This window comes from Blautia stercoris (assembly GCF_054657695.1).
Window position 1 is genome coordinate 701,817 of record NZ_BAAHYF010000002.1, and the last position, 26,873, is coordinate 728,689.

General features: G+C 34.4%; 21 protein-coding genes and 1 other annotated feature. Of the genes, 16 read left to right on the plus strand and 5 right to left on the minus strand.

Annotated features, from left to right (window positions below):
- Window positions 1-4: 4 nt before the first annotated feature.
- The 6 genes from ACYQ2D_RS13040 (at window position 5) to pheT (ending at window position 9,175) form a co-directional block, all read left to right on the plus strand.
- Window positions 5-1,597 carry a response regulator transcription factor gene (locus tag ACYQ2D_RS13040; protein ID WP_117456888.1) on the plus strand — a complete coding sequence of 531 codons (1,593 nt, stop codon included), beginning with the start codon at window positions 5-7 and terminating at the stop codon, window positions 1,595-1,597.
- Window positions 1,598-1,730: 133 nt separating this feature from the next.
- The gene (locus ACYQ2D_RS13045; RefSeq protein ID WP_118701550.1) at window positions 1,731-3,398 is read left to right on the plus strand and encodes an extracellular solute-binding protein; all 1,668 of its coding nucleotides are present in this window, start codon (window positions 1,731-1,733) and stop codon (window positions 3,396-3,398) included.
- A gap of 71 nt (window positions 3,399-3,469) precedes the next feature.
- Window positions 3,470-4,411: an ABC transporter permease gene (locus tag ACYQ2D_RS13050; RefSeq protein WP_408610100.1), complete on the plus strand. Its 942-nt coding sequence runs from the start codon at window positions 3,470-3,472 to the stop codon at window positions 4,409-4,411.
- A gap of 17 nt (window positions 4,412-4,428) precedes the next feature.
- Window positions 4,429-5,319 carry a carbohydrate ABC transporter permease gene (locus tag ACYQ2D_RS13055; protein WP_118701551.1) on the plus strand — a complete coding sequence of 297 codons (891 nt, stop codon included), beginning with the start codon at window positions 4,429-4,431 and terminating at the stop codon, window positions 5,317-5,319.
- 81 nt (window positions 5,320-5,400) lie between these two features.
- Window positions 5,401-5,667 (plus strand) — a binding site (T-box leader).
- Between the two features lie 69 nt (window positions 5,668-5,736).
- On the plus strand, window positions 5,737-6,801 hold the full coding sequence (gene pheS, locus ACYQ2D_RS13060) for a phenylalanine--tRNA ligase subunit alpha (protein ID WP_459785713.1): 1,065 nt from the start codon (window positions 5,737-5,739) through the stop codon (window positions 6,799-6,801).
- Window positions 6,802-6,814: 13 nt separating this feature from the next.
- A complete protein-coding gene (pheT, locus tag ACYQ2D_RS13065) occupies window positions 6,815-9,175 on the plus strand; it encodes a phenylalanine--tRNA ligase subunit beta (RefSeq protein WP_459785715.1) in 2,361 nt (786 codons plus the stop codon).
- Window positions 9,176-9,373: 198 nt separating this feature from the next.
- Here pheT and ACYQ2D_RS13070 read toward each other — a convergent pair whose 3' ends face one another.
- From ACYQ2D_RS13070 to ACYQ2D_RS13090, 5 genes are all read right to left on the minus strand, one after another.
- On the minus strand, window positions 9,374-10,360 hold the full coding sequence (locus ACYQ2D_RS13070) for an ABC transporter ATP-binding protein (RefSeq protein WP_459785716.1): 987 nt from the start codon (window positions 10,358-10,360) through the stop codon (window positions 9,374-9,376).
- 136 nt (window positions 10,361-10,496) lie between these two features.
- The gene (locus ACYQ2D_RS13075) at window positions 10,497-11,291 is read right to left on the minus strand and encodes an ABC transporter permease (protein WP_117456884.1); all 795 of its coding nucleotides are present in this window, start codon (window positions 11,289-11,291) and stop codon (window positions 10,497-10,499) included.
- Between the two features lies 1 nt (window position 11,292).
- Window positions 11,293-12,093, minus strand: coding sequence for an ABC transporter permease (locus ACYQ2D_RS13080; protein ID WP_118701555.1), 801 nt, complete (start codon window positions 12,091-12,093; stop codon window positions 11,293-11,295).
- Between the two features lie 25 nt (window positions 12,094-12,118).
- A complete protein-coding gene (locus tag ACYQ2D_RS13085) occupies window positions 12,119-13,489 on the minus strand; it encodes a M56 family metallopeptidase (protein ID WP_117456882.1) in 1,371 nt (456 codons plus the stop codon).
- Window positions 13,490-13,503: 14 nt separating this feature from the next.
- Complete coding sequence (locus tag ACYQ2D_RS13090; RefSeq protein WP_459785718.1) at window positions 13,504-13,881, minus strand: BlaI/MecI/CopY family transcriptional regulator; 378 nt, start codon at window positions 13,879-13,881, stop codon at window positions 13,504-13,506.
- Window positions 13,882-14,144: 263 nt separating this feature from the next.
- Between ACYQ2D_RS13090 and ACYQ2D_RS13095 the strand changes: the two genes are divergently transcribed.
- The 10 genes from ACYQ2D_RS13095 (at window position 14,145) to ACYQ2D_RS13140 (ending at window position 26,873) form a co-directional block, all read left to right on the plus strand.
- Window positions 14,145-14,354, plus strand: a complete 210-nt coding sequence (locus tag ACYQ2D_RS13095) for a helix-turn-helix domain-containing protein (RefSeq protein WP_459785719.1) — start codon at window positions 14,145-14,147, stop codon at window positions 14,352-14,354.
- Window positions 14,355-14,357: 3 nt separating this feature from the next.
- Window positions 14,358-16,532, plus strand: coding sequence for an Eco57I restriction-modification methylase domain-containing protein (locus ACYQ2D_RS13100; protein WP_459785720.1), 2,175 nt, complete (start codon window positions 14,358-14,360; stop codon window positions 16,530-16,532).
- A gap of 3 nt (window positions 16,533-16,535) precedes the next feature.
- Window positions 16,536-17,639 (plus strand): nuclease, encoded by a 1,104-nt coding sequence (locus tag ACYQ2D_RS13105; RefSeq protein ID WP_459785722.1) that lies wholly within the window; start codon window positions 16,536-16,538, stop codon window positions 17,637-17,639.
- 392 nt (window positions 17,640-18,031) lie between these two features.
- Complete coding sequence (locus tag ACYQ2D_RS13110) at window positions 18,032-19,951, plus strand: tetratricopeptide repeat protein (RefSeq protein ID WP_459785723.1); 1,920 nt, start codon at window positions 18,032-18,034, stop codon at window positions 19,949-19,951.
- 51 nt (window positions 19,952-20,002) lie between these two features.
- Window positions 20,003-21,550: a hypothetical protein gene (locus ACYQ2D_RS13115; protein WP_459785725.1), complete on the plus strand. Its 1,548-nt coding sequence runs from the start codon at window positions 20,003-20,005 to the stop codon at window positions 21,548-21,550.
- 40 nt (window positions 21,551-21,590) lie between these two features.
- Window positions 21,591-22,763, plus strand: coding sequence for a protein kinase domain-containing protein (locus tag ACYQ2D_RS13120; RefSeq protein ID WP_022304279.1), 1,173 nt, complete (start codon window positions 21,591-21,593; stop codon window positions 22,761-22,763).
- 63 nt (window positions 22,764-22,826) lie between these two features.
- Window positions 22,827-23,570, plus strand: a complete 744-nt coding sequence (locus tag ACYQ2D_RS13125) for a metallophosphoesterase (protein WP_459785726.1) — start codon at window positions 22,827-22,829, stop codon at window positions 23,568-23,570.
- 225 nt (window positions 23,571-23,795) lie between these two features.
- Window positions 23,796-24,233: a hypothetical protein gene (locus ACYQ2D_RS13130; RefSeq protein WP_459785727.1), complete on the plus strand. Its 438-nt coding sequence runs from the start codon at window positions 23,796-23,798 to the stop codon at window positions 24,231-24,233.
- The gene (locus tag ACYQ2D_RS13135; protein ID WP_118701561.1) at window positions 24,233-25,483 is read left to right on the plus strand and encodes a hypothetical protein; all 1,251 of its coding nucleotides are present in this window, start codon (window positions 24,233-24,235) and stop codon (window positions 25,481-25,483) included. Before ACYQ2D_RS13130 ends, ACYQ2D_RS13135 begins: the two co-directional genes overlap by 1 nt.
- Window positions 25,446-26,873 (plus strand): penicillin-binding transpeptidase domain-containing protein, encoded by a 1,428-nt coding sequence (locus ACYQ2D_RS13140; protein WP_459785728.1) that lies wholly within the window; start codon window positions 25,446-25,448, stop codon window positions 26,871-26,873. The genes ACYQ2D_RS13135 and ACYQ2D_RS13140 overlap by 38 nt, the downstream gene beginning before the upstream one ends.

Consider the following 26,873-nt stretch of genomic DNA (forward strand, 5'->3'; position numbering starts at 1 on the left):
TTAAGTGTTAAGAGTACTATTAGTGGATGATGAACCATTTATTCTGCAAGGAATAAAAATGCTCATTGACTGGGAACAGGAGGGATTTGAAATTGCAGGGATGGCTGCAAATGGGAAAGAGGCAATTGCATTTTTAGAACAAGAAGAAGTAGATTTAATTATTGCAGATATTCGAATGCCAGAGATGACAGGACTTGAACTTTTAGAAACCATAAAAAGAGAAAAATTATCCAATGCTTATTTTGTGATTTTAAGCGGCTATGCCGATTTTGAGTATGCGAGGAGGGCAATGCAAAATGAGTGTACGGAATATCTTTTAAAGCCTATCGACCGTGAAATGTTACTTAAGTTACTGGAAAAAGTTTATACAATGCGAAGTCAGGATAGAGAATTGGATAAAAAGCGAAAAGAGCAGGAAAAAGCTTACTTTTCCAGAAATGTAATTGCACTGATTCATGGAAAATATGATGATTTCAATTTGGAATATGTAAAACAACATATGAAGAATATAGAGGGAGTTCGTTATGTTGAAATTCAAAAAGCACAATCCGAGGAAATGGATGAAAGTATAGAAAAAGATATGAGAAATTTTCAAAGAGAATTATATCAGTGCTGCATTGAATTTTTAAAAGAAGATGCAAACCATTGTGTGTTTGATGTATCTGCGAATGAAAAAATATATGATATTGGTCTGATTTTTGCAGATGGGATGGCGCAAAAATTAGGATTAGATGAAAGAGCTTATCTGGAAAAGTTTTATCAATATCTGGTAAATAATATGAAACAGCCACTGATAATGTTGGTTGGAAAGAAGGTTTCAGATATCAACAGTATTTCAAAGTCTTATGGAAATACCTGTATGCTTCGGTCCTTTCAGGGATTTCGGGCGCAAAAATCCATTTACTTTTACGAAGATGAAGTGCAGGTATCCTGTAATAAGATTGTATTGTGTAAAGAAAGTCTGGACCGGTTGATTGGGACAATCGAGCAAAATAATTATATAGAAATAAAAAAGGCAATTGAGTTATTTTACCAGGAAATGGGAAATATGGGAATGAACAGTGAGACCATGACGCTTAACATCAATTATCTTTTATTTCGCTTGATTCATCTTGCAAGCGAGCAGGATGATGATGTGAATCAACAGGAAATTTTAAGATTAATCAGTGAGAGCAGTTTTGAAAGTGGAATTATGCGAGGAAGTAAAGCGCATCTTGCAAGTTTTGCATGTGAATATGCAGAGTACCTTTTTCAACTTAGAAAGAATGTTTCAAGAGGAGTTCTTGGTATGGTAGAAAAAGAAATCCGTGAGAGTTTTGCTTCTAATCTTACTTTAAAAGGGCTAAGTGAAAAATATTATGTAAATAGTGCATATCTGGGGCAGTTATTTAGAAAGAAATATGGACAGTCTTTTAAAGATTATTTAAATAATTATCGGATTGAGCAAGCATCGAATCAGCTCATCCATACAGATAAAAAAATTATACAAATTGCGGAGGAAGTAGGATATCATGACCTGGATTATTTTGTGAATCGATTTATTCAGGTGAAAGGCTGCACTCCGGCAAGATTTAGAAAACAAATGTTTGAAGAATAATAAAAAGCAGGATAAATTATAGAACAAATAAAGAAAAACTATAATTTATCCTGTGTTTGACTATAATTTCTCAGATGGTTTGTAAAAAGTGAAACAAGTATAATAAATATATCAAAAAGGAGGTACTTACAGTATGAGAAGAAAAGTAGTTGCAAGTGTACTGATAGGCACGGTATTGGCTGCCACATTATTTACTGGATGCGGCGGCAGTGGAAAAAGTAAATCAAGTTCAGATGAAGGAGGAGTAAAAGAGTTTACTGCCTTTTTTGCAGTTCCGGGTTCGGAAATTAATGATGATAATGAGATTCAGGAACTGATTGCAGAAAAGACTGGAGCAAAAGTAAAAGAAACTTGGCTGACAGGACAGACGGATGTAGAAGCAATTGGAACAATGATTGCAGGAGGAGAGTATCCGGATTTTATTGAGGGAGGAAATGGAACACCACAGTTATATGATGCAGAAGCGCTTGTTCCATTAGATGATTATCTGGATGACTATCCGAATATTAAAAATTTATTTACAGACCTTGAATGGGAAAAATTAAGACAGGAAGATGGTCATATTTACTGGATACCACAGTTTAGCTGCATCAAAGGTGAAGAAAAAGTCTGTACTCATAATGATGAAGCATTTTGGATTCAGGCAAGAGTATTAAAATGGGCTAACTATCCAGAAATTAAAACAATGGATGACTATTTTAATCTGATAGAGTCTTATAATGAAGCAAATCCTACAATGGAAGATGGAACAGAAAATATTCCGTATACTATTTTATGCGATGACTGGAGATATTTCTGTCTGGAAAATGCTCCAATGTTCTTGGATGGATATCCAAATGATGGTTCTTGTATGGTAGACCCTGAAACTCAGAAAGTTATGGATTACAATACAACAGATACTGCAAAAGCATATTTTGGAAAGTTAAATGAGGAGTATAAAAAAGGAATTGTAGACCCGGAATCATTTACTCAGAGCTATGACGAATATATCTCAAAACTTTCTTCAGGACGTGTACTTGGAATGATTGACCAGTGGTGGGATTTTTTAAATGCAAATGATGCAATTAAACAAGCCGGACTGGATAAGCAGGGCTGTGATTATATTCCGGTTCCTGTTACAATTGATGGGCGTGATAACCAGTGGCATAATTCCGGTGGAGCATTTAATGCATCAAGTGGACTTGCGATTACAACAAGCTGTGAGGATGTAGAAGGTGCATTACAGTTTGTGAATGATTTACTTTCACAAGAAGTACATAACTTACGTTGCTGGGGCGTAGAGGGTAAAGACTATGAAGTAGATGAGAACGGAGAATTTTACAGAACTCCGGAAGAAAGAATGCAGGTATCCGATACTGCGTATAAAGCATCACATATGTGCAGTTATTCTTACTTCCCACAGTATACAGGAACAAGTGAAGATGGAATAAATGCAAATAAACCAGATGGACAGGCAAGTGAATTTTTCTCAGGCTTAAATGATGATATCAAAGAAGCATTTGAGGCGTATGGAGCAGAAACTTATGTAGAGATGCTTGGTACAAATGATGCACCTGGAGACTGGTATCCAATGTGGAGTTATTCCAATAACTTTACAACAGATACCGACGGTGGTGTAGCATGGACAAAAATTGCAGAATTGAAACATGAAAAACTGCCACAGGTTGTAATGGCAAAAGATTTTGACGGTGCATGGAGCGAATATATGAAAGCATATAGCGATTGTAAACCGGAAGATTTTATTAGTGAATTACAAACAGAATTAGACAGAAGAATGGAACAGGCAGCACAATTTAAATAATGAAATTTAAAGGCAGGCAGATGTAGCATAAAATTTCATCTGCCTGTTTTTTAAGGAGTGATGTTATGGCAATGGTAAAAACAAAATCGAGAAAAGAAAATAAAAATAAAATCACATGGAAAGAAATAAAACGTCAGAAAGTACTATTGTTTTGGGCAGCAGTAATGGTAATCTATGGAATTATCTTTTACTATCTTCCACTTGGAGGATGGGCAATGGCATTCCAGAATTATAAGCCAAGAACAGGAATTCTTCATTCTGAATTTGTAGGATTAGAAAAATTCCGGATGCTGTTTTCAGATATGACATTTATTCGCGTAATTCGAAATACGCTGGCCATGGGTGTAATTAATCTTGTGGTTACATTTTTTACAGCAATTGCATTTGCTGTTTTACTAAACGAAATCAAATCAAAAGGTGGAAAGAAAGTCGTACAGACAATTTCTTACCTTCCACATTTCCTTTCCTGGATTATTGTAACAGGTATTTTACATGATATGCTTTCGGGAACCGGAATTATAAATGAGTTACTTGTAAATCTTCATCTGATTAGTAAGCCGATTAACTTTTTCGCACATACAAAATATTTCTGGCCGATTGTAGCGTTTGCAAATGTATGGAAAGAAACCGGATGGAATGCAATTATTTATCTGGCGGCTATTACATCTATTGACCCGTCTTTATATGAAGCCGCTTCCATTGATGGTGCAGGAAGATGGGAAAAAATTAAATACGTCACATTGCCGGGAATTAAACCTACAATTATTATTCTGCTTCTTATGAATGTAGGTAATGTATTAAATGCAGGTTTTGAAATTCAGTATCTTTTAGGAAATGGCCTGGTACAGAGTGTATCTCAGACAATCGATATTTACGTGTTAAAATGGGGTATCAGTCAGGGTGATTATGCAATTGGTACAGCGGCAGGTATCTTTAAAAGTGCTGTTAGTATCATTTTGATTGTAATTGCAAACCAGATTGCAAAACATAATGGTGAGGAACAGTTATTCTAATCAGGAGGAATTTGACAATGGAAGAGACAAAAAAAGCAAAAAAGAAAATACAAGTGTTTCCAATTGTAAATGCAATCATTATGATTTTGCTTGTAATTATTACATTATATCCGGTATTAAATACATTGGCAATTTCATTAAATGATGGTACAGATGCACTTCGTGGAGGAATTTACCTTTGGCCAAGAAAATTTACATGGAAAAACTATATTACCGTATTACAAAAAGATAATCTGCTTACAGGTGCTTATATTACCGTATCAAGAACGATTATTGGAACAGTACTGGCTTTGGTATCGAATGCAATTCTTGCATTTATTATTAGTAGAAAACGTTTTTTGTTTAAAAGAGGACTTTCTTTATTCTGGGTCATTACAATGTATGTAAATGGTGGAATGATTCCGACTTTCCTGTTATATAAAGGACTTGGACTTACCAATAGTTTTGCGGTATATGTAATTCCTGGAATGGTAAGTGCATTTAATATGTTGGTAATTCGTACATATATGAACGGAATCCCGAATAGTCTGGAAGAATCTGCGCAGTTAGACGGTGCAGGATATACCACGATTTTCTTAAAAATCTATTCTCCGTTATGCAAACCAGTGTATGCAACCGTTGCACTGTTTGTAGCAGTTGGACAGTGGAATTCCTGGTTTGATGCAATGCTGTATAACCGTATGAATGGTAGTCTGACAACACTTCAATACGAATTGATGAAACTGTTGTCGTCTGTAACAAATCAGGGTGCTTCGGCAGAAGCGATGAAAAATGCAATTGGAGCGGTTACACCTACTTCGGTTCGTGCAGCGGCTACGATTATCACAATGCTTCCAATTATTTGTATTTATCCATTCTTACAGAAATATTTTGTAACCGGATTAACATTAGGTGGAGTAAAAGAATAAAAAGATAAGAGAAACAGCTGGCTTATTAAAAAATAATTCGGCTGTTTCTTATTGATTTTTAAAAAAAAGTATGTTAGAATTTTTAAAGCGAAGAATGTGTGTAAGTAGATTTTTGAACTTGTTTTTCCAGAGAGCTTTTGTCACCGGCTGTAAGCAGAAGCAAAAACATCAGAAATCGAATTTCAGCACGGGAGCTTCTGGCGAAAAGCTGTAAAGTTCAGCGTTAAGTCAGATGTAAGGCTGCATTAAAGCCAGATGAGAGCAAAACCGTATAAGAGAAAGAATAGAAATAATAAAAAAACAGCGGTTTTGAATTAGGGTGGTAACGCGAGATACCTCGTCCCTTTTTGTGGGGCGAGGTTTTTTTATTTCAATAAATGAGAAGCGTGCTTGAATTTTTAATTTATGGAGGAAATTATGAAAGACAAGATTCAAAAACTGAGAGAACAGTTTCAAGATGAACTTGGAACCGTAAATGCATCTTCTTCTTTAGAAGAACTTCGCCGAAATTTTTTAAGTAAAAAAGGGTATGTTTCAGGCTTAATGAAAGAGCTTGGAAAAGTTCCGCCGGAACAGAAAAAGACAACAGGACAGTTAATCAATACATTTAAACAGGAAGTAATTGCAAAATTTGAAGAAAAAGAAAAAGAACTGATTCATCTGGAAGAAGAAAGAGCCATCAATCAGGCAGAGTCCTACGATGAATCTCTTCCGACAGAAAATCCGTGTGGTTCTTATCATCCAATTACTCTGATTCAGAGAGAATTAGAGGATATCTTTGAATCTATGGGATTTAATGTAGAAGATTATAGCGAAATCGTAGATGATTATCATTGCTTTGAAGCACTGAATATTCCGAAATATCATCCGGCGCGTGATATGCAGGATACCTATTATCTGTCTACACCAAACCAGTTATTAAAGAGCCATACTTCCGCTGCACAGAATGCAATTATGAAGAAGTATGCAAAAGCGTTAAAAGAAGAAGGACGTCCGATTCGTGCCGTATTCCCGGGAAGATGTTTCAGAAATGAAGCAATCGATGCCTGCCATGAAAACACTTTCTTCCAGATGGAAGGAATTATGATTGATAAAGACATCTCTATTTCAAACCTGATTTATTTTATGAAAACCATGCTTTCTGAAATCTTTGAAAGAGATGTAAAAGTACGTCTGCGTCCTGGATTTTTCCCATTTGTGGAACCTGGATTTGAATTAGATATCCAGTGCTTAATCTGTGGAGGTGACGGATGCCCATCCTGTAAAAACTCCGGATGGCTGGAACTGTGTCCATGTGGTATGATTCATCCAAACGTATTAAAATACGCAGGAATTAACACCGAAGAAGAACCAGATAAATATACCGGATTTGCGTTTGGTCTGGGTCTGACCCGTCTGGCAATGATGAAATATGGCGTAAAAGATATTCGTGTATTTAACGAAGGTGACTTAAATGCATTGTCACAGTTCGTAAGTAAATAGGAGGTGAAGAAACATGTTCGTATCAATGAATTGGATTAAAGACTTTGTAAATTTGGACGGATGGGATTTAGACCAGCTGATTCACAGATTTACACTTTCTACAGCAGAAGTAGAAGGAATTGAATATAAAGGAAAAGATGTAAAAGATGTTGTTGTAGGTGAAATTCTTTCCTGCGAAGACCATCCGGATTCCGATCATCTGCATTTATTAAAAGTGGATGCCGGAGATGAAATATATGATGTTGTTTGTGGTGCGCCAAATGCAAGAGCAGGTTTAAAAACTGCATTTTGTAAAGTAGGCGGAGAAGTTTGCGGAATCAAAATCAAAGCTTCCAAAATTCGTGGATATAAATCTTTCGGTATGTGTTGTTCTGCAAAAGAACTGGGAATTTCTGAGACACATGACGGAATCATGGAATTAGATGCAGACTTAAAGAACGGTACAGATTTAAAAGAAATTTTCCCAATCGACGACGTGGTATTTGAAGTCGATAATAAATCTTTAACAAACAGACCGGACTTATGGGGACATTATGGAATGGCTCGTGAGTTTGCAGCACTGACCAACCAGCATGTAAAACCACTTGATGTAATGGAAAATCCATACACAGGTGATGCAACTGTTGCAGTAGAAGTAGCAAACAAAGACTTGGTATTCCGTTACACAAGCATGCGCATTGAAAATGTAACCAAAAAAGTCAGTTCAATGGAAATGCAGATTCGTCTGTTCTACTGTGGTACAAGAGCAATCAATCTGCTTGCAGACTTAACTAACTACATTATGTTAGAACTTGGTCAGCCAATGCATGCATTTGACGGAAATAAAATCGAAAAGATTGTAGTTGACACGCCAAAAGAATCCTTCCAGTTCAAAACATTGGATGATGTAGAACGTGAAATTACACCGGATACTCTGATGATCTATGATAATGAAACACCGGTTGCAGTTGCCGGAATCATGGGTGGTTTAGACAGTGAAATCGTAGACGGAACAACATCTGTTGTATTGGAATCCGCAAACTTTGACGGGGTAAGTGTTCGTAAATCGGCTTCCAGATTAGCACTTCGTACCGATGCATCTGCACGTTATGAAAAGACACTTGACCCGGAAATGACAATGCTTGCCGTAAAACGTTTCATCAAGCTTTTAAAAGACGTAGATCCGGAATGTGAATGTGCAAGTAAGATTACAGATGTGTATGTGAAAAAATATCCGGAATTAAAAGTAGAGTTTGACAAAAAATTCGTAGACCGTTATACCGGAATTGATATTCCATGTGAAAGAATTAAATTAACACTGGAACAGCTTGGATTTAAGACCACACAGGACGGCGAAAACTTCGTATCAGAAGTGCCAAGCTGGAGAGGAACAAAAGATGTCAGCATGAGAGCCGACATTATTGAAGAAATTACACGTATCTATGGATATGATAACTTTGAAATCAAGACAACCTTATCTCCACTGCTTCCTGCAAAGACAACAGAACGCAGAAAAGAAGAAAATCTGATTAAAGACTTACTGGTAAAAGCTTACGCAATGAATGAAGTCAATACCAGATTATGGTGTGATCCGGATGCTCTTAGAAATCTTGGACTTGCTCCGGAAGAAAATGTACGTCTTTTAGGTCATGCAGACGACAATGGAATCTTAAGAACCAGCATGATGCAGAGCTTCCTGCCATTGGTGTACAATAACCGTAATTACAAACCAAGTTTTGGAATGTTTGAAATTGCGCGTACTGTACTTGGTGTAAGAGAAGATGAGACTGCCGATGAACATCGCATGCTCGGAATCGCAATGTACAGCAAAGAAGAAAGCGAAAAGAAATTATATATTAAAGCAGTACAGCTTTTAAATACCATTGTAAGTCAGCTGAAACATAAAAAAGTGGCTTATGAAAAAACAGAAGTAAGACATGAGTGGCAGCATCCGAAGAATACAACAAAGATTTTGGTAGACGGAAAAGAAATCGGTATTTTGAATACACTGCATCCAAAGACTTTGGCTCACATTGCGAAAAATGCAGCAGTGGTATGCATTGAAATTGATATGGATGCATTACTTGCAATTCCGGCTATGGACTTAGAGTTCAATGAACCATCCAAATACCCGACGATTGAATATGATTTATCCTTACTCATTCCAGAAGGGGTACGCTTTGATACAATTTCTGAGTGCTGGAAGAAATTAGAACTTGAAATTTTAAGAGAAGTTTCGGTTATTGATATCTATGATGCAGCAGGAGTGAAGAGTGTTACGATTCGTCTGTCCTTTGGGCTTGATACAAGAACACTGACAAGCGAAGAAGTGCAGGCTGCGGTAGATGCAATTCTGAAAAATATGAATGAAATCGGAGTTAATCTGAAACTGTAATTGTAATTGAATAGAATGTAAAATAAGATGTGGAAAACTCCTCGCCAGATGGCGGGGAGTTTTTTTGCATGAAGAAGGTTTAAGAATTAGGGCGGGAATTCTCGGTTGTTGACGAAAAAACCAACCACGAAAAAAACTTCAGGAACAGGCTCCTTCCCTGTCGGAAGATGAGACCGTGCTCCGGGAGCATACCCGACTTTACTTATATAATATATCATTTATAATATGTTCGATATCCCGCCCACTAATAGAAATATCTTTGATTTGACAATAGTTTGAAACAAGATCAATAATTGTTTTTGCCTCTACACTTTCAATTTCATATTCAACCTCTACATAGTAACAATCGTTATATATAAATTTTACTCCATTCATAATAGGGGCAGCAAATTTCATTGGCATATTATTGTCAACTTCAAAAACAATATGCTTATATTTTTCAAATTCCTTTCTTACATTTTCAATATGATTATCTAGAATGATCTTACCATGATCAATTACTATAATCCTTTTGCACAGTGCTTCGATATCTTGAAAATCATGTGAAGTAATTAAAAAGGTTGTTTTTTTCTCTTCATTGATTTTCTTTATAAAATTTCTAATGCTATTTTTCGATTTTGTATCAAGTCCTATTGTAGGTTCATCTAGATATACAATTTTAGGATCATGTAAAAAAGCCGCCGTAATATTGCAACGCATTCTTTGTCCCAAAGATAATTGTCTTTCAGGGACTGTTAAAAGTGAATGCAGATCTAATAATTCAGTAAATTCCCGAAGATTTTTCTCATATATATGCGAAGGAATTTCATACATTTTTTGCAATAAGTTAAAAGATTCTATTACTGGAACATCCCAAAAAAGTAAGGAACGATTTCCTGTGACTACACCAATTTCACGATTATTTTTTCTTCGTTCTTTTGTTGGAATTCTATTGTTTACATAAATGTTTCCTTTTGTTGGAGTTAATATACCTGTAAGCATTTTAATGGTAGTTGATTTTCCACTACCGTTTGGACCAATATACCCAACTGCTTCTCCTTCTTCTATTGAAAAATCGATATTATCAACAGCTCTTACATTTTCATATTTAGGATGAAATATATGCAGAAGTTCTTCTTTTAAATTTTGACTACTTTTTTTTCTTTTATACTCTTTGGTTACATTTTCTACCTTAATTAACGTCATACTGTTCTCACAATCATAATATAATTAAATAGTATCTTTAAAAAAATTAACCTTGTTGATATATTCATTAAAAAACGAATTACAAGGAATCTTAAAAATTTTCTTGATTTCTTTTTTCTGTTCTATAAAAAGAAATTTACGTTCCTGTACTATCATACTTTTTCATTCCACAATTCCAAATCCCTATGGCTATGAGCGGTAATAATATAGCAATAAATACTGTACAGATCGGAATAAATACAGTTCCTTTTCCAATCAAATAAAGTGTTGGATAATATGAAACAAACGCAAACGGAATAACATATGATATTGTTATCTCTACGACCTTGGGGAAAATAGTAATTGGGTATTTAGCAAATTGCCTAATTGTTAAAACCAAATATGCAATATCATTTCCTTGTATTATCCAAAAATTGAGACTATTAAATATCAAATAAATGGAAGTATTAATACTAGTTCCACAAATAATAAATAAAATTAACAGCAAAAATTTTCCAATCGTGAAAGAGACCATAGCATGATAAATCCCGTAATATATAATAACCCCTCCACTGATTATTGTTATAACAGCCTGAAAAGTATATCGATTACCTAACAACTGCATGATAATCGGTAAAGGTCGTACAATAAATTTGTCTAATGTTCCATCTCTAATAAATGTTCCAATATTCCATACAGAATCAAAAAAACACTGCCCGATGGCTTCAGGAATCATAGCCATTCCAAACAATATGCATATTTCATAAAGAGTCCAAGCACCTAATCCTCCAAGCATTTTACAAATAAAGAAAATACCAAAAAAACTTGCAGCTTCTCTTGCGAACATAGCAACACACCATATAATAGAATCCAACGGATACTCTGTAAAAGTAATAATTCCAATTCGCATATATGCTTTCATCATAACCAAGTAATAATATAGCTTTTTCATCTTACCCTCCCTGAACTACTACTTTTTTTATAACATGACGAAACAACATACTATTTATTAGAGCGAAAATAATAATCCATATTATTTCTATAAAAATAAATTTCATTCCTTCAAAACAAGATATTTTTCCCAAATAAAGATTTATTGGAATATAAACCATACCTGCAAAAGGCAGCATGTTCAATATTTTTTCTAAAAATCCAGGGAGAAGAAAAAGTGGAATAATACCACCGCTTAAAAATTCCATAATTGATGTCTTCGTAAAACTTAACGCATAGTGTGTCAAAGTATAACAACATAACATACCAAATAATAATTCAATCATAAACATAATTCCGATTGAAATTAATATACTTATTACAAAAAGGAAAGTATATGTTATATTAAATGGAAGTGTGCCTCCTAAAACAAAAAATGCAATAAATAGTGTTGGCATCGCTTTAAAAACAGCAAAAAAGATAAATTCTCCAATTCTTCTTGTCCAAAGAATTGTAAATATAGAAACCGGTCTAGTAAGTTCGGTACCTATTTGTCCTGAATATATCCATTGTGCAAGAGTTTCATTTATACCATCTGAAAACTGAGAACTAAGAACTCTTGATAAGATAATATAACTTGTCATTTGATTCAACGTATATCCGGATATACTATCATATTTTTTAAATATAATTTGCCATATTGCATAGTATAGAAAAACAGAAACTATTGTACCAACAATATCGAACCATTGCGCCTCTATATATGCTAAATGTTCCACAAATACCAAGCGAATCATATAAAACCATTGTTTTATTTTATTCATTACATAAATCTCCAATAACCTTATTTTAATGAGGGCATTTGGCAGAATAAAGGCTAGAAATTAAATTTCCTAATACCAGATTTTGGCAGGAAGAACATCTTTGCGCTTGATATTTTAGAACCTTGCAACTGCCATTGACCTTTTTATCATGTCTGGTATAAGTTCCACTTACATAGATATGATTACATGATTTTTTTTCTGTTATGTCTACATCATAAGAAGTTCCGTTTTCATCTGTAAAATAAGAATCAGAAAAAAGAAAAGTATCCTCCTCTTCATCAATAACCGAGAAGAAACCTTCCGTTTCAGATATATTTTTATCTTCATTAAGAACTTCTTCTAAGGAGTGAATATTATCTATTTCTAAAGCGGGTGTATTATAAGCAAGAATGGTAAGGGAAGAAGAAAAACTTAAAAATATAATTCCAAATCCAGTTACAATAGAAGTAAAAATAGGGTGTTTATGCGCAGTATGTTTTTTCAAATGAGTAATCCTCTCTTTCAGTATATTTTTTTGATGGAACATAAATCCACTTGAAGAAACAAGTGAAAGATGCGGTGGTGTAGATGAATATTTTAAAAGGGCATGGCCATAGTTTCTTTTTTGTTCGAGTGTACAATTCATTAATGCTAAATCATCAGCGGCTAATTCTGAAGTATTTTGATAAAATTGAATTAAAAGATAAATACATGGGTTATACCAAAACAAAACAGATAAAAGCATAAGAGTTAGCTTAAATAAATTATCATGGTGTTTTAGATGTGCAAGTTCATGTTTAATAATCAAATAGTTTGTATCATCAGACAAATTAAAAGATAAAGGTAAAAATAGTTTCGTGTTCCAAAGTCCTGTCACAAAAGGAATTGAAATGTGGTCGGATAATGAGAGAATTGGAGATTTAGATAATCTTAAATCCCTCGATAGGTTTGTAATGATAGCTTGGTTTGGCTGAATGAATTCTTTAAAATGAAAATCGGAATCAATAGTTGAGCAGAAATTTTTAGTCTGAAGATATAATCGGTGTATGTAAATAGCTCTAAACAGCATAATGCTAATGCATAAAAACAGTCCGATTAAAATTCCAATACTGATATTCGGTGGCCGAAGAACCAGATGATTTTGAACAATTCTGATTGAATCATCAACAGGTATTTTATCCGTTGGTTTTGGATGCATCATAAATGGGGAAAATAATCGTTTGTAATAATTTGTAAGTAAAGGAACAGGAAGTAAAAATAAGAAGATATTTACTTTACAAAATAAAAGTTTATGCTTGGGCGCAAGCTGTTTACTAAATAAATGCGTTGCGCCAATAGATAAAAATAAAAAGATACTTCCAACAAGATTCATATAAAAAAGTAAGCGAATGGAAGAAGCAATTATTAAATTTATCATAAAAAAATCACATCCTAATCTTTATTAAGAAAATCTCTTAGTTCATCCAGCTCTTCTTGTGTACAATCTTTTTTGTTGCCTGTAAGGGAGGAAAGAAACAAGTTCAAAGAACCATTAAATGCATTGTTTAAAAAAGATTTTGCATATCTTTGAGTGAGCTGTTCACGTGTCAATTTTGGAAAATAAGCTTTTTTGCGTCCTTCATTTTTACAGTCTAATGCACCCTTTTCAATTAGATGTGAAAGATGAGTGTGTAATGTTTGCTTTTTCCAGTCTTTTCCATTGTTATTAAAGAAATCCAAAATTTGATTGAAATAAATGGGGCATTTAGAGGACCATATCATTTCCATGATTTCCAATTCTGTGTCAGATAAACCGTATCGATTTGGCATAAGAACCTCCTTATAAGTATAGTACTACCTTTAAATAGTACTATGAAAATGTGGGGAGGTCAAGAAGAAATGATAAACAAATAATTAATAACGTATGAATGGTGAATAAGTAATGTAAATGAAAATTTATTTTGCGAACAGTATAAATACAGATAAATTAGCGTTCGCATAATATATATTGCAAACGCTAAATTTTAATGCTACAATAAACCAATAAAACATATTAATACTGTAATATATAAAATATAGCAGAAAGGTACGCCATGAGAATAACTTATAAAAAACTTTGGAAAATGTTAATTGATAGAGAGATGAAAAAGAAAGAACTTGCTAAATTGGCTGGAATTAGCACTACGTCAATTGCAAAATTAGGTAGGAATGAAAATGTAAATACAGATATACTTTTAAAGATTTGCAAGGCACTAAAATGTGACATTTCGGAAATTATGGAAATAGAAAGAATTGAGGAATAAAGTATGGACGCATTTACTGTGTTGGAGAATACATATTATATTATAAATAGAGATATTAACTTTTATAAAGATAATTTTGGACATACATATTATATAAATGTTCACGATGAAGAGATACAATTTATAGATAAATTATTTAAGAACGTGGAAAATAAACTTACGCCATCAGATAAAATGTTGAATTATGCAGTTTCATCAATATATATATCAGTAGTTGTGTTAGAGGAATATCTTAAAAGAAATAATATAAAATATGTTCTTAGTGACATGGATGATATATTTGCTGGTTTTTCAAAGGTTAAGAATGGAAAATATAATTTTTCGGATAAAACATTTAAAGAATTAGATGAAATATTGTTTGGATTGTTGACAGATGGTATCGATTTAGAATCAAGAAAAAAATCGGGTAGTGAGCGTACACCTAATGAGATTATTACATATATGTTAGACATGCTGGGCTATGATAAATCAGTATCTACAAAAAAGTCAATTATAGATCCAGCTTGTGGAACAGGAACGTTTGTTAAACAAATAATGGAAAGATTTATAAGTGGATTGAGTGATAATGCTGATTTGCAACAATTATTGTTGGAAGAAAAATTAGTGCGTGCTTATGATACAAAACCATCCAATGTTTTTGTGACGAAGATTGTGATTATTACCAGTTTACTTAAAGCAGGATGTATTTGCGATATAGGTTTTGTGAAAATGTTGGTAAAAAAATTACCAATATATTGTCAAGACTTTTTGGAAGCTTCGGGGAATGCTGATTATATTGTGGGTAATCCTCCTTATATACGTTTACAAAATTTAACAACTGAAGTAAGAGAGTATATCAAGAAAAATTTTAAAAGTTCAACTGGAAGATTTGATATATTTACCTGCTTTATTGAACATGGAGATAAATTGTTAAAACCCAATGGAAGGTTATGCTTGATAACTAGTAACAAATATTTAACTGCTAATTATGGTGTTGGAATTAGAAGCTACTTAGTGGAAACAGGACATGTGAGAAAGATTGTTGATTTATGCGATACTAGATTTTTTGGGGCGGCAGTTTTACCGGCAATTATTTTGTGTGAAAATTCTAATAACAAAAGTTCTATGGTTGAACATATAGGGATTAAAACAACAGATAAGAAAAGCAAGCAGAGATGTAGTGATGCAACAGAATTGTTTAAATATATAGAAGAGATAGAAACATCAAAAGAATATATTGAATATGGAGATAATATAGATCATCGTACATTTGAAATATCAAAAGGACATTCTAAATTACCAATTGATGGAAAAACTTGGAATTTTTCTTCAGACAATGAAAGTCAGATAAAAATAAAAATGGAGCAGGAAAAATTATGTTGTTTACAAGATATATTAGATGTATGTGTGGGAATAAAGACAACTGCCGATACAGTATTTGTAAAACCAATGACGGAGAAGTTTATTAAAGAAAATAAATTTGAAGATGAGGTTGTTTATCCATTGATTCAGAGCTTTGATGTTGAAAAATGGTCAATTAATTGGGGAGACAATAATAAAGATCGTTATATTTTATATCCACACAAGGAAGAAAATGGTGTTATGAAAGCATATCCTCTTGAAGAAATACCCAATGCTGCAAAGTATTTGAGTAGCAATTCAGAAGTCTTAAAAGGAAGAAGATATTTAGCAAAATCAAAAACTCGTGAATGGTATGAGTGCTGGGTTCCACAGAAATTATCAAAATTTCGTCAAATTAAAATTGTTACGAGAGATATTGTATCTGCTAATACATTTGCACTAGATGAACAAGGGTATTTATGTCAAGGAAATACATTTTTTCTGACAAAAAAAGATTCTTTGTTTGTTACAGAGTATGAAGATATGTCTGAATATGAATTTTATAGCTTTGTACTTGGCTTGCTTAATTCTACGGCTTTGGAATACTATCAAAAATTGATTAGTGGCTGTTTGTATTCTCAAAAGTATCGATATACAACAACTAATTTGAATAAATGGCCAATTCCGCGAATTACAAAGGGAGAAGCAGAACGGATTGCTATGTATGTGGATAGTATTATGAATTGTGACATGGAAATACAAGAGGCTGAAAGAGAGATTAATGATATTGTATTTAATGCTTTCAGTTTGTCAGATAGTGAAATTAATCAAATTAATAAATTTGTTGGAAAGGAGTAGATAATGGATTATATTAAATTAGGGAAAATACCACCAAACAGTAAAGGTGAACTATCTAATCCAGAACAGCTTGTTGAAAATTTGCAGTCTCTTATAGGACAGAAGTTTCCTTTAACGGGAAAACCAAGAACTGACGGATCGAATTTTAGAAAGATGATTACAAATCATTTACTGTCTAAGTATATTCCAAAGGAGGCTGTTGAATATGAGATTGTACCACCAAAGCAGAAAGGAGTACCGTCCTTTTTAAGGGAATATATAGATACATACTTAGTAACATCAGGAGTCAATTATAATTTACAGGTATGGAATAGAAATCCTAATGGCGCATCTGTTCAGGTGAATTTGAAGAATGGTGAAACGCTTTTAGCAAGTGATGTGCGATTTGTGCTGGGGAAAATAAATGAGGATGAAATTATAGAATCAATTGTTATTATGACACCAGAATATATTGAAAATAGGTTTGGTAAATTTGGAAAGCCAACAGTAAAACAACAATTGATTATTTCAAATAAGAAACGAGAAGAAATTATAAATAAACATGGAATGATTGTTGCAGATACAGATATATCTGTTGATTTATTAGATACAGAAAATAGTACGGTTGTTGGAGACGTTAGCATTAAGGACGAACCTGAAAAAGTACTTCCGATTGAAACTATTCATCAACAGATAACAAAAAAATTGTTGGGTGAAAAATTAGACATATCATTGTCAACTAAGCAAAGAGGGCAGCAACTTGAGAGAATGGTTGCATATCAACTTGGATATAAGAAATTGCAGGGAGGATTGGAAGGAGGATATCCAGATATTCGAAATCAGATGCTGGAGATAAAAGTGCAAGACTCACCAACGATAGATTTGGGTCGATATTCACCACAGTTTGAAGAAGAGATAAATGAAGATTTTACTACAAGAACGATAAGATATCTTATTGCCTTAACAGATGCTTTAAATGGTAAAATTGATGGCGTAGTATTATGCCCAGGGGATGAGCTGGGAAAACATTTTACATATGTAGCGGAAAAGAGTTTTAAATGTCAACGAAGTATACCGATGAATTTTTTTGAGGAGTATAAAGGACAGGTTGTGTATAATCCAAATTAATAAGGAGACTATAAATTTATGAAAAATTTTTGATAATAGCAGTATCTACTTTCTCAATTATATTTTTAAATTCCTCTAATAGTTTTACTTGTATCAGGCGTATTAGTTGGTGGAGTTATGAGAAAAAAATTAAAACGAGAAAAGTGAGTTCAGAGGAAAAAGAGATGGTTGAAAAACCATCTCTTTTAATATGCTAAAAATTAGAATGATCAATTTTTTTAATGGAACAACTGTGATGTTTTGTTTCTTTATCGTAATTAATGCCAGCAAGAATAAAATTTCAAGGCAGGAAAAGGTTCTTTCCAGAATTAATCCCAGAGTTGCTTTTGAGTGCTGGCTTTTTTTGCTATAATAAGTCTAGATATACTTATTTACGAAAGCTGGTGAACCATTTGAATTTATTGGAATTTTATCAAACTTATCCTGAAAATTATATTTTATGTGGATCTGGAGGAACCGGAAAAACAACATCGCTTTTATTATTAGAGCGAGAACTGACAGGTGCAATGCTCAACAATAAAACAGTAATTCCGTTATATTTCAAGATGAATGTCTGGAATCGAAAACGGATTCGAGGAAACTTTTTGCTGGATGAATTATGTGCGTTTTTTAATGAGGCGGTACGGACAGATGTGGTATGCAAGATGCTAAGAGAATCATCTGAGTATTTGTTCCTGTTTTTATTAGATGGAGTGAATGAATTAGTAGATTATTGTCTGGAAAATGGAATGACGGTATACGAGTGCCTGGAAAATGAAATTCGGGAACTTAGTTCTTTTTCAAATGTAAATATCATTATGACAAGCAGAAGAGAATTTTCGTTTTATGACCCTTCGATTCAAGAAAAATTTAAAAAGATTGAATTTGAAAAGCTGGAGAAAACACAAATTGATGCGTATTTAAAGTTGAGTCCTACACAATGGGTGGCACCGGAAATCCATTTAAAAGAAGAGTTAGAAAACCCAATGTTTTTAAAGCTTTTTCGAGAGATTTATGAGCGTGCACCGGAAGAAGCGATGCGGTTAAAAAGTAGAAATGAGTTGCTTCAAAAATATTTTGAGCTAGATGTTTTAGCAGATTCAATGGAAGCGCATCGTGATAATATTCGTGAGATCCGACGCTTTTTAATTCATGAGATTTTACCGAAGATAGCATTGGAAGTAGAGAAAGCGTTGCTTTGGATAAATGTGGATTCGGAAGAAAACAAGCTCAGAACTTTGGAATATCAAAGCTTATTGGAACAAGTTTTGAGTGAGACAATAATTCCGCAGAATATGACGAAGGCATTGATTTATCAAATTCTTCCAAAGCTGGGAATCGTAGATGAGCAGCTTGAATTTTCGCATGAAACAATTAGAGAATATCTGGCTTTGTGTGCATTTCTGGAGACAAAGAATAGAAAAGAAGTTATAGATTTGGTAATAAAAAATTTAAAATATTATCCTAAGTTTGATAAAGCAGCCCAATTTAGCAGAAGATGCCGTCACCTTGATTTTGCGGAATTCATTTATGGAGAGCTTGGAGCAGAATTGTATTGCTTTTTAGCAGAAGAGGACGAAGTAAAAAAAGAAGCCTTTGAATTTTATTATGAGCTTGCAGGACTTCATGAAGACTTAAGTGAGAATCAGAAGTGTGTGGAAATTGGCTGGATTGCAGTAGAGGAAATGCAAAAAATAAAGTTAACGCCATTAGAACAAGGGACTTGTTATAATTTTTTATATTATTGTTGTAATAAAGAGAAGAAGAGGGATGCGTATCCGCTATTAGAAGCCGCAATAAAAGAACTGGAAAATGTGCCGCAATATCAAAAAAAGCAGGAAGAATATAAGTTGACTTACGGAAAAATTATTTCGAATATGGGAAGCTATTATTATCAGAGAAAAGAGTATGAAGAAGCTTTAAAATGGCATAAAAAAGCGTTGGAGTTTCGTAAGATTTCTCTTCCTAACAGAGTGATGGACAGTTACCGGACGATTATGAGTGATTATTTTTGCATGAAACAATATGAAAAAGGATATGAAACTTATCGGGAAGCAGTAAAAAAGACACAGCCGGATGCGTTATTTTTAGTGCGGGCAATTGGCTGTGAACTTTGTCTGTTAAAAGAAAAGAAAGAAGAAAATCTGGAAAAACAAATCTTAGAAGAACTGCCAGTACAGATCGAGCGTGTAGTTGAATTAGCTGTGTCAAACAGAAGAATGAATGTTGGTGTTTTGAAAGATTTGCAGAAAAAATTAGAGGAATTAGAAGCGTGGACAGAACTGCAAGAATTAGTGAAAGAATATCGAACTAAGATAGAGGAGTATTTATAAACAATTTTCTGAGAGAAGGTTTTAGAATAAAAAAGACAGGAGAAGATAAAGATGTATAGAGAAGTGTTGAAATGCGTTGCTGAAATAACAGATTATCCGTATTCAATAGAAAAATGGGAAGCCAAAGAGACAGTAAAAACGTCAAAAGAAATGATAAAGCAGATTGGAGAATTGGAATTTGAATATTTAAATGGACATAAAAAATTGCGTCAGAAATTTATTACACAGTTTATAAAGGATTTAAAAGCAGAAGAATCGGGAGAGCAAGTAGAAGAGAGAAAGCTCTCCGAGTTAGAGTGTATGACTCTGATGTTTGTTGTGATTGAAAATGAGCTAAATATTGATAAAGAAGAATCCTATCTGGAACTTTATGAAGATATCTGTGAATCAGCGGGGTGCAAGTATGCGTTAATGCGTATGGATAATAAAAGTGATATGACAGAACTAATTTTGTATTATGTCTTAAAAACACATCAGGGATTTGATATTTGGGCAGGCTTATCGAAAGATTGGAAGGAACGGAAAGAAACAGCGTATGCATTGAATTTTGAAATGGATAATCTGACAACAAAAAATTTCAAAGAAGTTTGTGAGAGAATCAAAGCTGGACTGGATGAAACCGGAATGGAAACAAAAAATTCGCTGGATATCATTACAGAAAATATGAATGGAATTATTGCGGATCCGACCAGACTTGGAAAAACGAAGCTGGAAGAAGTGTTTAATCAGGAAGTGATTTTGCATGTATGTGATACCGAAAAACGGAGACAGTGGTATTTATACCGTTTATTATCCCTTGTTGTAATAGGGCAGATTGAAAAATTTTGTAGAGATATTCAAATTTGGCAGACGGATGCTTCGATGAAAGAGCAGTTAAAGAAGGAACTCAAAGAGTGCTGGTTGACGGATATTGGGCTTGGAAAAACAAATGAAATGGGGCGTCCGTTATCGAAAATAGCAGAATACATTGACGAGTATAAAGAGGTTTCATCAGAAAAATGGAAAGAATATCTGATGAGCCGGAGATTAAATTATACGAAAGTCATTCACGTATTCAATGAATTGTTAGATGGAAGTCAGACATTTGAGGATAATACAAAGGATTATTTTATGGATATAGTAGAAGAATCAGAAACAGAAGAAAAACCAGAAATAGCAGAAGAATTAGAAGTAATAGAAGAAAAAGGAGAGGCATTTGCCCCATTTGAAGCAAGAGCGGTCAGACATGGAATGGATGCAAAGGAAAAGCCTTATGAAATTCGTAGAATGGAAGTGATTTTCAAGGAAATGCTGACTGGAGAAAGAGAGGTTTCCAGAGAATTTTTACTGCTTGTAGTACTTGGAATTAAAGCACTTGGAGTAGCAAATATTCAGCTTTCATACATAAATGAAAATTTATTATTTAATTGCAGATTTGGAATGGAACTTTTGGACACATCGTTTGATGAATATTTTATAGAAGCCTTTGAAAGTATGGAAGAAATGCGTTCCTTAAAAGGAAGAGTTAACCGATTAAGAATGGCTTCATGGGATTTTGAAGATAGCTGTCTGGAAGAGGGCTATGCAGTTTTTCATGATATTTTATTTGCTAAATGCTAAGTAAGAGGAAAAAATAGGAATAAAAAATGGGAGTAAAAGAATGGAGAGACAGAGTCTGATTGATGAAAAACAAAAAATTACACTGGCGGATGAAAAAAGCGGAGTGTTGAAAGTAGACTTGATTCAGGTAGTGGGCAGGGGAGGCACAGCGATTGCTTATAAAGGAATCCGGCATTTCAATGGAGAAAAACAGATGTGTATCATAAAAGAATATTTTCCAGATGAAAGTCAGTCACCTGTGAAACGTTATTATCGGGAAAAAGCAGGAGAGCCGATTTGCATTCGCTCAGAGGATCGTGAAGAAGAAAAGAAACGTCAGGAACAAAATGTCAGACGAGAAATTCGTTTGGCAAATGAGATGTATTTTGATGGAAAAAATAACAGTCCTTATGCATTTCATACGGAATTTTTAACGCATTACGGGGACAGCAGTTATATGATTCTGGATACTTCAGAGGGGCAGACATTAGAAGCTTATGTCAGAGAAAAAGGACGGCTTAGCATCGAAGAAGCGATTGAATCAATCGAACGGCTTTTAGTGATTGTAGAACAGCTTTTGGGAGATAAATACTGTCACGGGGATATTAAAGGGCAGAATATCTGGATTCGTGGAGAGGGCGTGGCAAAATCATTTTGCCTGCTTGATTTCGGGAGTGTATTTTCTTATGACGAATATGGATATGATTTAAAGACCATGAGCCGGCAGGAAAAGAAGGAGATGGCAGATAAGATTGTATTTAACGAAGGAATTGGATGCAGCAGTGAGGGATATCGAGCTCCGAAAATTTTTCAGCTTAGTGTTGCAAAAGCGAGATATATAGAAGAGCGAACAGCAAGACGTGCCGGATTGCTTCTTGAAGCAGTAAAAGCAATTACGCCAGCTACAGACCTTTACAGCTGTATTCAGGTTATGTTCCGGCTTCTATATGGAGAGGTTTATAAAGGAGATGGAAGTGTTAACATAGAAAAGATTCAGGAACGAACCGGATGCAGTGAAAGCGTGGCTGAAAAGCTGCTTGAAATGATGAAAAAAAATGGAAAAGAAGAATACCGGACTGCAGATGAAGTAAGAAAAGATTTGGAAATATTAAAAACATTACAGCAAAAAGGCGCGCATCCGCAAGTGATTTTAGATGCATTAAAAGAAAAATTAAAGAATAAAACAATAGAAATTGATGAACGATTGTTGAATCAGGTAAAATGTGAGAATTAACTCAAAATTCAGAACCTTCTTTATAAAATTTGATATATAGAGAATAGAAGGAGGCATTTGAAGATGAGAGTACATACCGGAGATTTACACGGGAACATGAGTCGTATCATTGAATTTATTCAAAAAAATCAAGGAAAAGAAAACTGTTATCTGTTTGTGCATGGAGATGCAGGAATCAACTATGATTTAGGAGAAGGGGACAGAAAAAAGAAGCAAGAGCTTCAAAAAGCAGTGGATGAATTTTGGCAAAAGAATCAAAAAGAATGTAATATTTTATTGATTCGAGGAAATCATGAGTGCAGACCGGAAAACATTTATTCTTATGAAAAGCAGATGCGATGGGGTGGACAAGTCTATGTGGAATCTGAATATCCTAATCTGATTTTTTTAAAAGATGGAGAATTATTTAAAATCGAAGGCAGTCAGTATCTGGTACTCGGTGGTGGATATTCCTCGGATTATTTTTCGAGAATGTTAAATAACGAAGGCTGGTGGCCGGATGAAGAACTTTCAAAGATAGAATGGCAGAAAATTATTGGCAGGTTAGAAGAGAAGAATCAAAAAGATTTAGACCTATTAAACTTAATTGTACTTTCTCATGTGCTTCCGAAAAGTTGTGCAAAAGTATTTACAGAACGAAAACAGACATCACGGACAGAAGAAAAAATGGATGAAATCCTTGAACGATTTGGTTCTTCCATAAAAGCCTGGTACGCAGGACATTATCATATCAATGAAGAGAGAAACATGTGGGAAAACTGGAAGGGAGAAGTAAAAATCTTTTATGATTGCTTCTGGAAAGAATAAAAAGCAATAAAAAAATAAAATTAGAAACGAAATTCAAGAGCATTTTTGTATAGTTAAATTATACAGAAATGCTCTTTTTAAATTCATAGGAAACTTCGTCTTATGAATTTAAAAACGATCTGCGAGGATTGTACCGGGCGGTGAGGAAAGCTGTCGCAAAAGCGACCCGCCGCAGGCAGAGAATCTTGCAAGCGAGATTTTTATAAAAGGAAGGAGGCAAGCGAAGTGAGAATCACAAACATCACATTAGAAATGATAACGGTCATCTGTTTTTTGATTTTCATTTGTTATGAAAGTGCGACAATGCAGAAAACAGTTTATAAAGTTTCAGGAGTATGGAGTCTGAGAATTAAGCGAATCGGAAGAATGAAACGCTTTTTAAAAAATAAAGATATGGTATCTGAACTTTCACTTCAGCCTGGTATTTATCGACTTGGAACAGGGTGGTTTAACGATATCAGAATTTACGGATGTAAGAGTAAAGTAAAGCTTTATTTAAATATAGAATCAGAAAACAAAATTTTATTGACTGTTTTAAAGGGAGAAGTCGAAATGGAGGGGATTGTTTTAAAAGAGAATTCTTCCATACAGAAACATATCACACGAAATACAACACTTTTTATGGATGGAATTAAAATCGATTTCAGAAGGGAGGAAGATTAATGCTTGAAAAATTAGTTTATTTTATCAGTTCTTTTTCATTGCTTTTCTGGACTGTATTCAGCAATAAGAAATCATTAGATGAGAGCCTGGCTTATGTATGGGTAGTTACAATACTGTTAGCAGTAGAACTCGTAATCAGTATTATATGGGAAAAGAATCGAAAGAAACGACAGGGAATTTACATCATGTTGTTTTTAATGAATATCGGGGCAGCCGTTTCCTATTGTGCATCAAACTGCAGAGCTTTTGCAAACGATTTAAAGTATTTGATTTTGATTTTTACAGGTGTTTATTTTCTGACTTGTTATACTGACTGGTATCAGTCAAAGAATCTGGGCTTTCTGGCTATGCTTTCTGCACCTTTGGCATTAATCGGCGCGCTGTTTTGTAATCCGATAAACGGAGCACACATTAAGGTCTTTGGAATTTTGATTTTACCGCTGGTTGTTCTGCTTTATCAAACTGCTATCTGCTGGTTTTTGAAAGGGCACAGCAGAGGATATCTTGGAGGAAAGGTTGGAAGTCTTTCTTCCAAAAATGTCGGTTTCTTATGCTATACCGTAGCTCTCTTCCCTCTTATAGCAATGTGCAACGAATTTAATTTATTAATTCTAATTGCTCTGCTTGGAACAGCGTTTTTCTGGTATTCGATTCCGGATTTAAAAATCCGGATGGCTTACATCGGTCTCTGTCTTGGAACAGCATTTTTGGCATGTAAGTTTGTTTCTCATATCAGAGTACGACTGGAAGTATGGCTTGATTTACCGAAAGCAGTAACCGACGAAGCACTGGTTGGAAAGACAGAAAGTATTGTTTATTTTTTGAAAAATATTCAGCGTAGTGGCTGGTTTGGACTGGGACCTGGAAACTTATCAATTATTTTTAAAACGACTTGTGATACGGATCATGCATTGACACGAATCCTTTATGATTATGGAATTTTAATGGGAATACTGGTCATTGCAGCAGGAGTTTTGCTTGTAAGATGGATGACAACTATTCGAACATTAGATACAATGGAAGAATTTTGGACGTTGGGAAGCATTATTGTAACCGGTACGATTCTTTTGCTTCATATTGGGTCTAATACAGGAGGATTCATCAGTGCAGGAGTGAGCCTTCCTCTGGCATCAAGAGGGTTATGTTTAAATGCAATGTTTGTAAGTTACATAGCTGTGGAGCTTGGCTTTATGGAAAAAGGAGAAAAAAGAAATGTTCAGAAAAAAAGAAAAACTTCAAAGTTACATTAATCAGGTATGGCGTTTGTTTAAAGTGGCACTTGTAATGATGCTTGTTCTGGCTGTTGTTTTGGGAAACCGTTATCTGGAAGCAGACGCAAAAACGACAATGTCAGAACAGGAATTAGACAGTTCTTTACTGAGTCTTTCAGAAGTGTATCTGCCAGGTACTATTTATGACAAAAAGGATAATGTATTGATGTTTGGCAGTGAACCAGGAAAACTTAGTTGGATGAGTGATAAAAAGAGTAATTCTCTGGAGCGTTTAATTGGAGGAACGGATTATATAAAGGCAGTGGAAACCGGAAATGTCCGCATGACCATTCTTGGGATGGCACCGGAACTTTTGGGTGAATCCGATTCAAGAATGGATGAAAAATCTTTGTTTCATCCAAATCAGAGACGAATTGGTGGAAATGTAAAGCTTACGATTGACGCAGACTTACAAAATTTTATTGAAGATCTGTTGATTGAAAATGGCTATATGGACAGCTCTGTTATGGTAAGTAATTTTCAAACCGGAGAGGTTGAGGCTGCGGTATGTCTGGGAGGAGACTCTTCAGAAACCGTATTTTCAAGAAAATTTCATCCGGCAAGCACCATGAAACTGGCAACTGCAGCATCGGCATTAGAATACGATGCAAATCTTGCAAATTTCAGTTATACCTGCAAAGGCAACAATACCTTTACATTAGATGCAGAGGGAAAAGAAACGGTTTCTGTTCACTGCTCAGGTGGAAATGTACATGGAACATTGACAACAATGGAGTCGGCAATGGCGCAGAGCTGTAATGGTTATTTTATTGCCTTAGCGCAGCAGGTTCCAGAAGAAATTTTAAGAAAAAACTTAAAAAAATTCGGATTTGACGATGTGATGCATTATGATTCATTTAAATTTAATGATAATACCTTTATGGGGGAAAGTGAAAATGCTTACGACCTGGTCTACGGATGTATCGGTCAGGGACAGGCATCCGTAACCACGATTGGATTAAACATGTATACAAATGCAATCTTAAATAAAGGTGTTCTGGCAGAGCCTCATTTTATTTTAGGATCGAATGACAAACGAGAAGAACCAATGAAAGCAAAGACACAGGCAGTCACAAGACAGATGTGTACAGAAGAGGTGGCAGACAGCATCAAAAACATGATGGTGAAAGTCATGAGAGAAGGAACAGGACGTGACTTTGCAGTTGATGGAGTTGAGATGGCATTTAAAACAGGTACCGGTGAAGAAGGAGACGGAAAGACACAGACGTTACTCGTAACAGGAGGCATTTTGAATGAAAATAAACCATATTCGATTACGGTATGTTTAAATCATATTGATGGGGGAAGCAGTGTCAATGCCGGACTGATTGCGAAAGAGATCGTCAATCGATTAGTTACGGAAGAATAG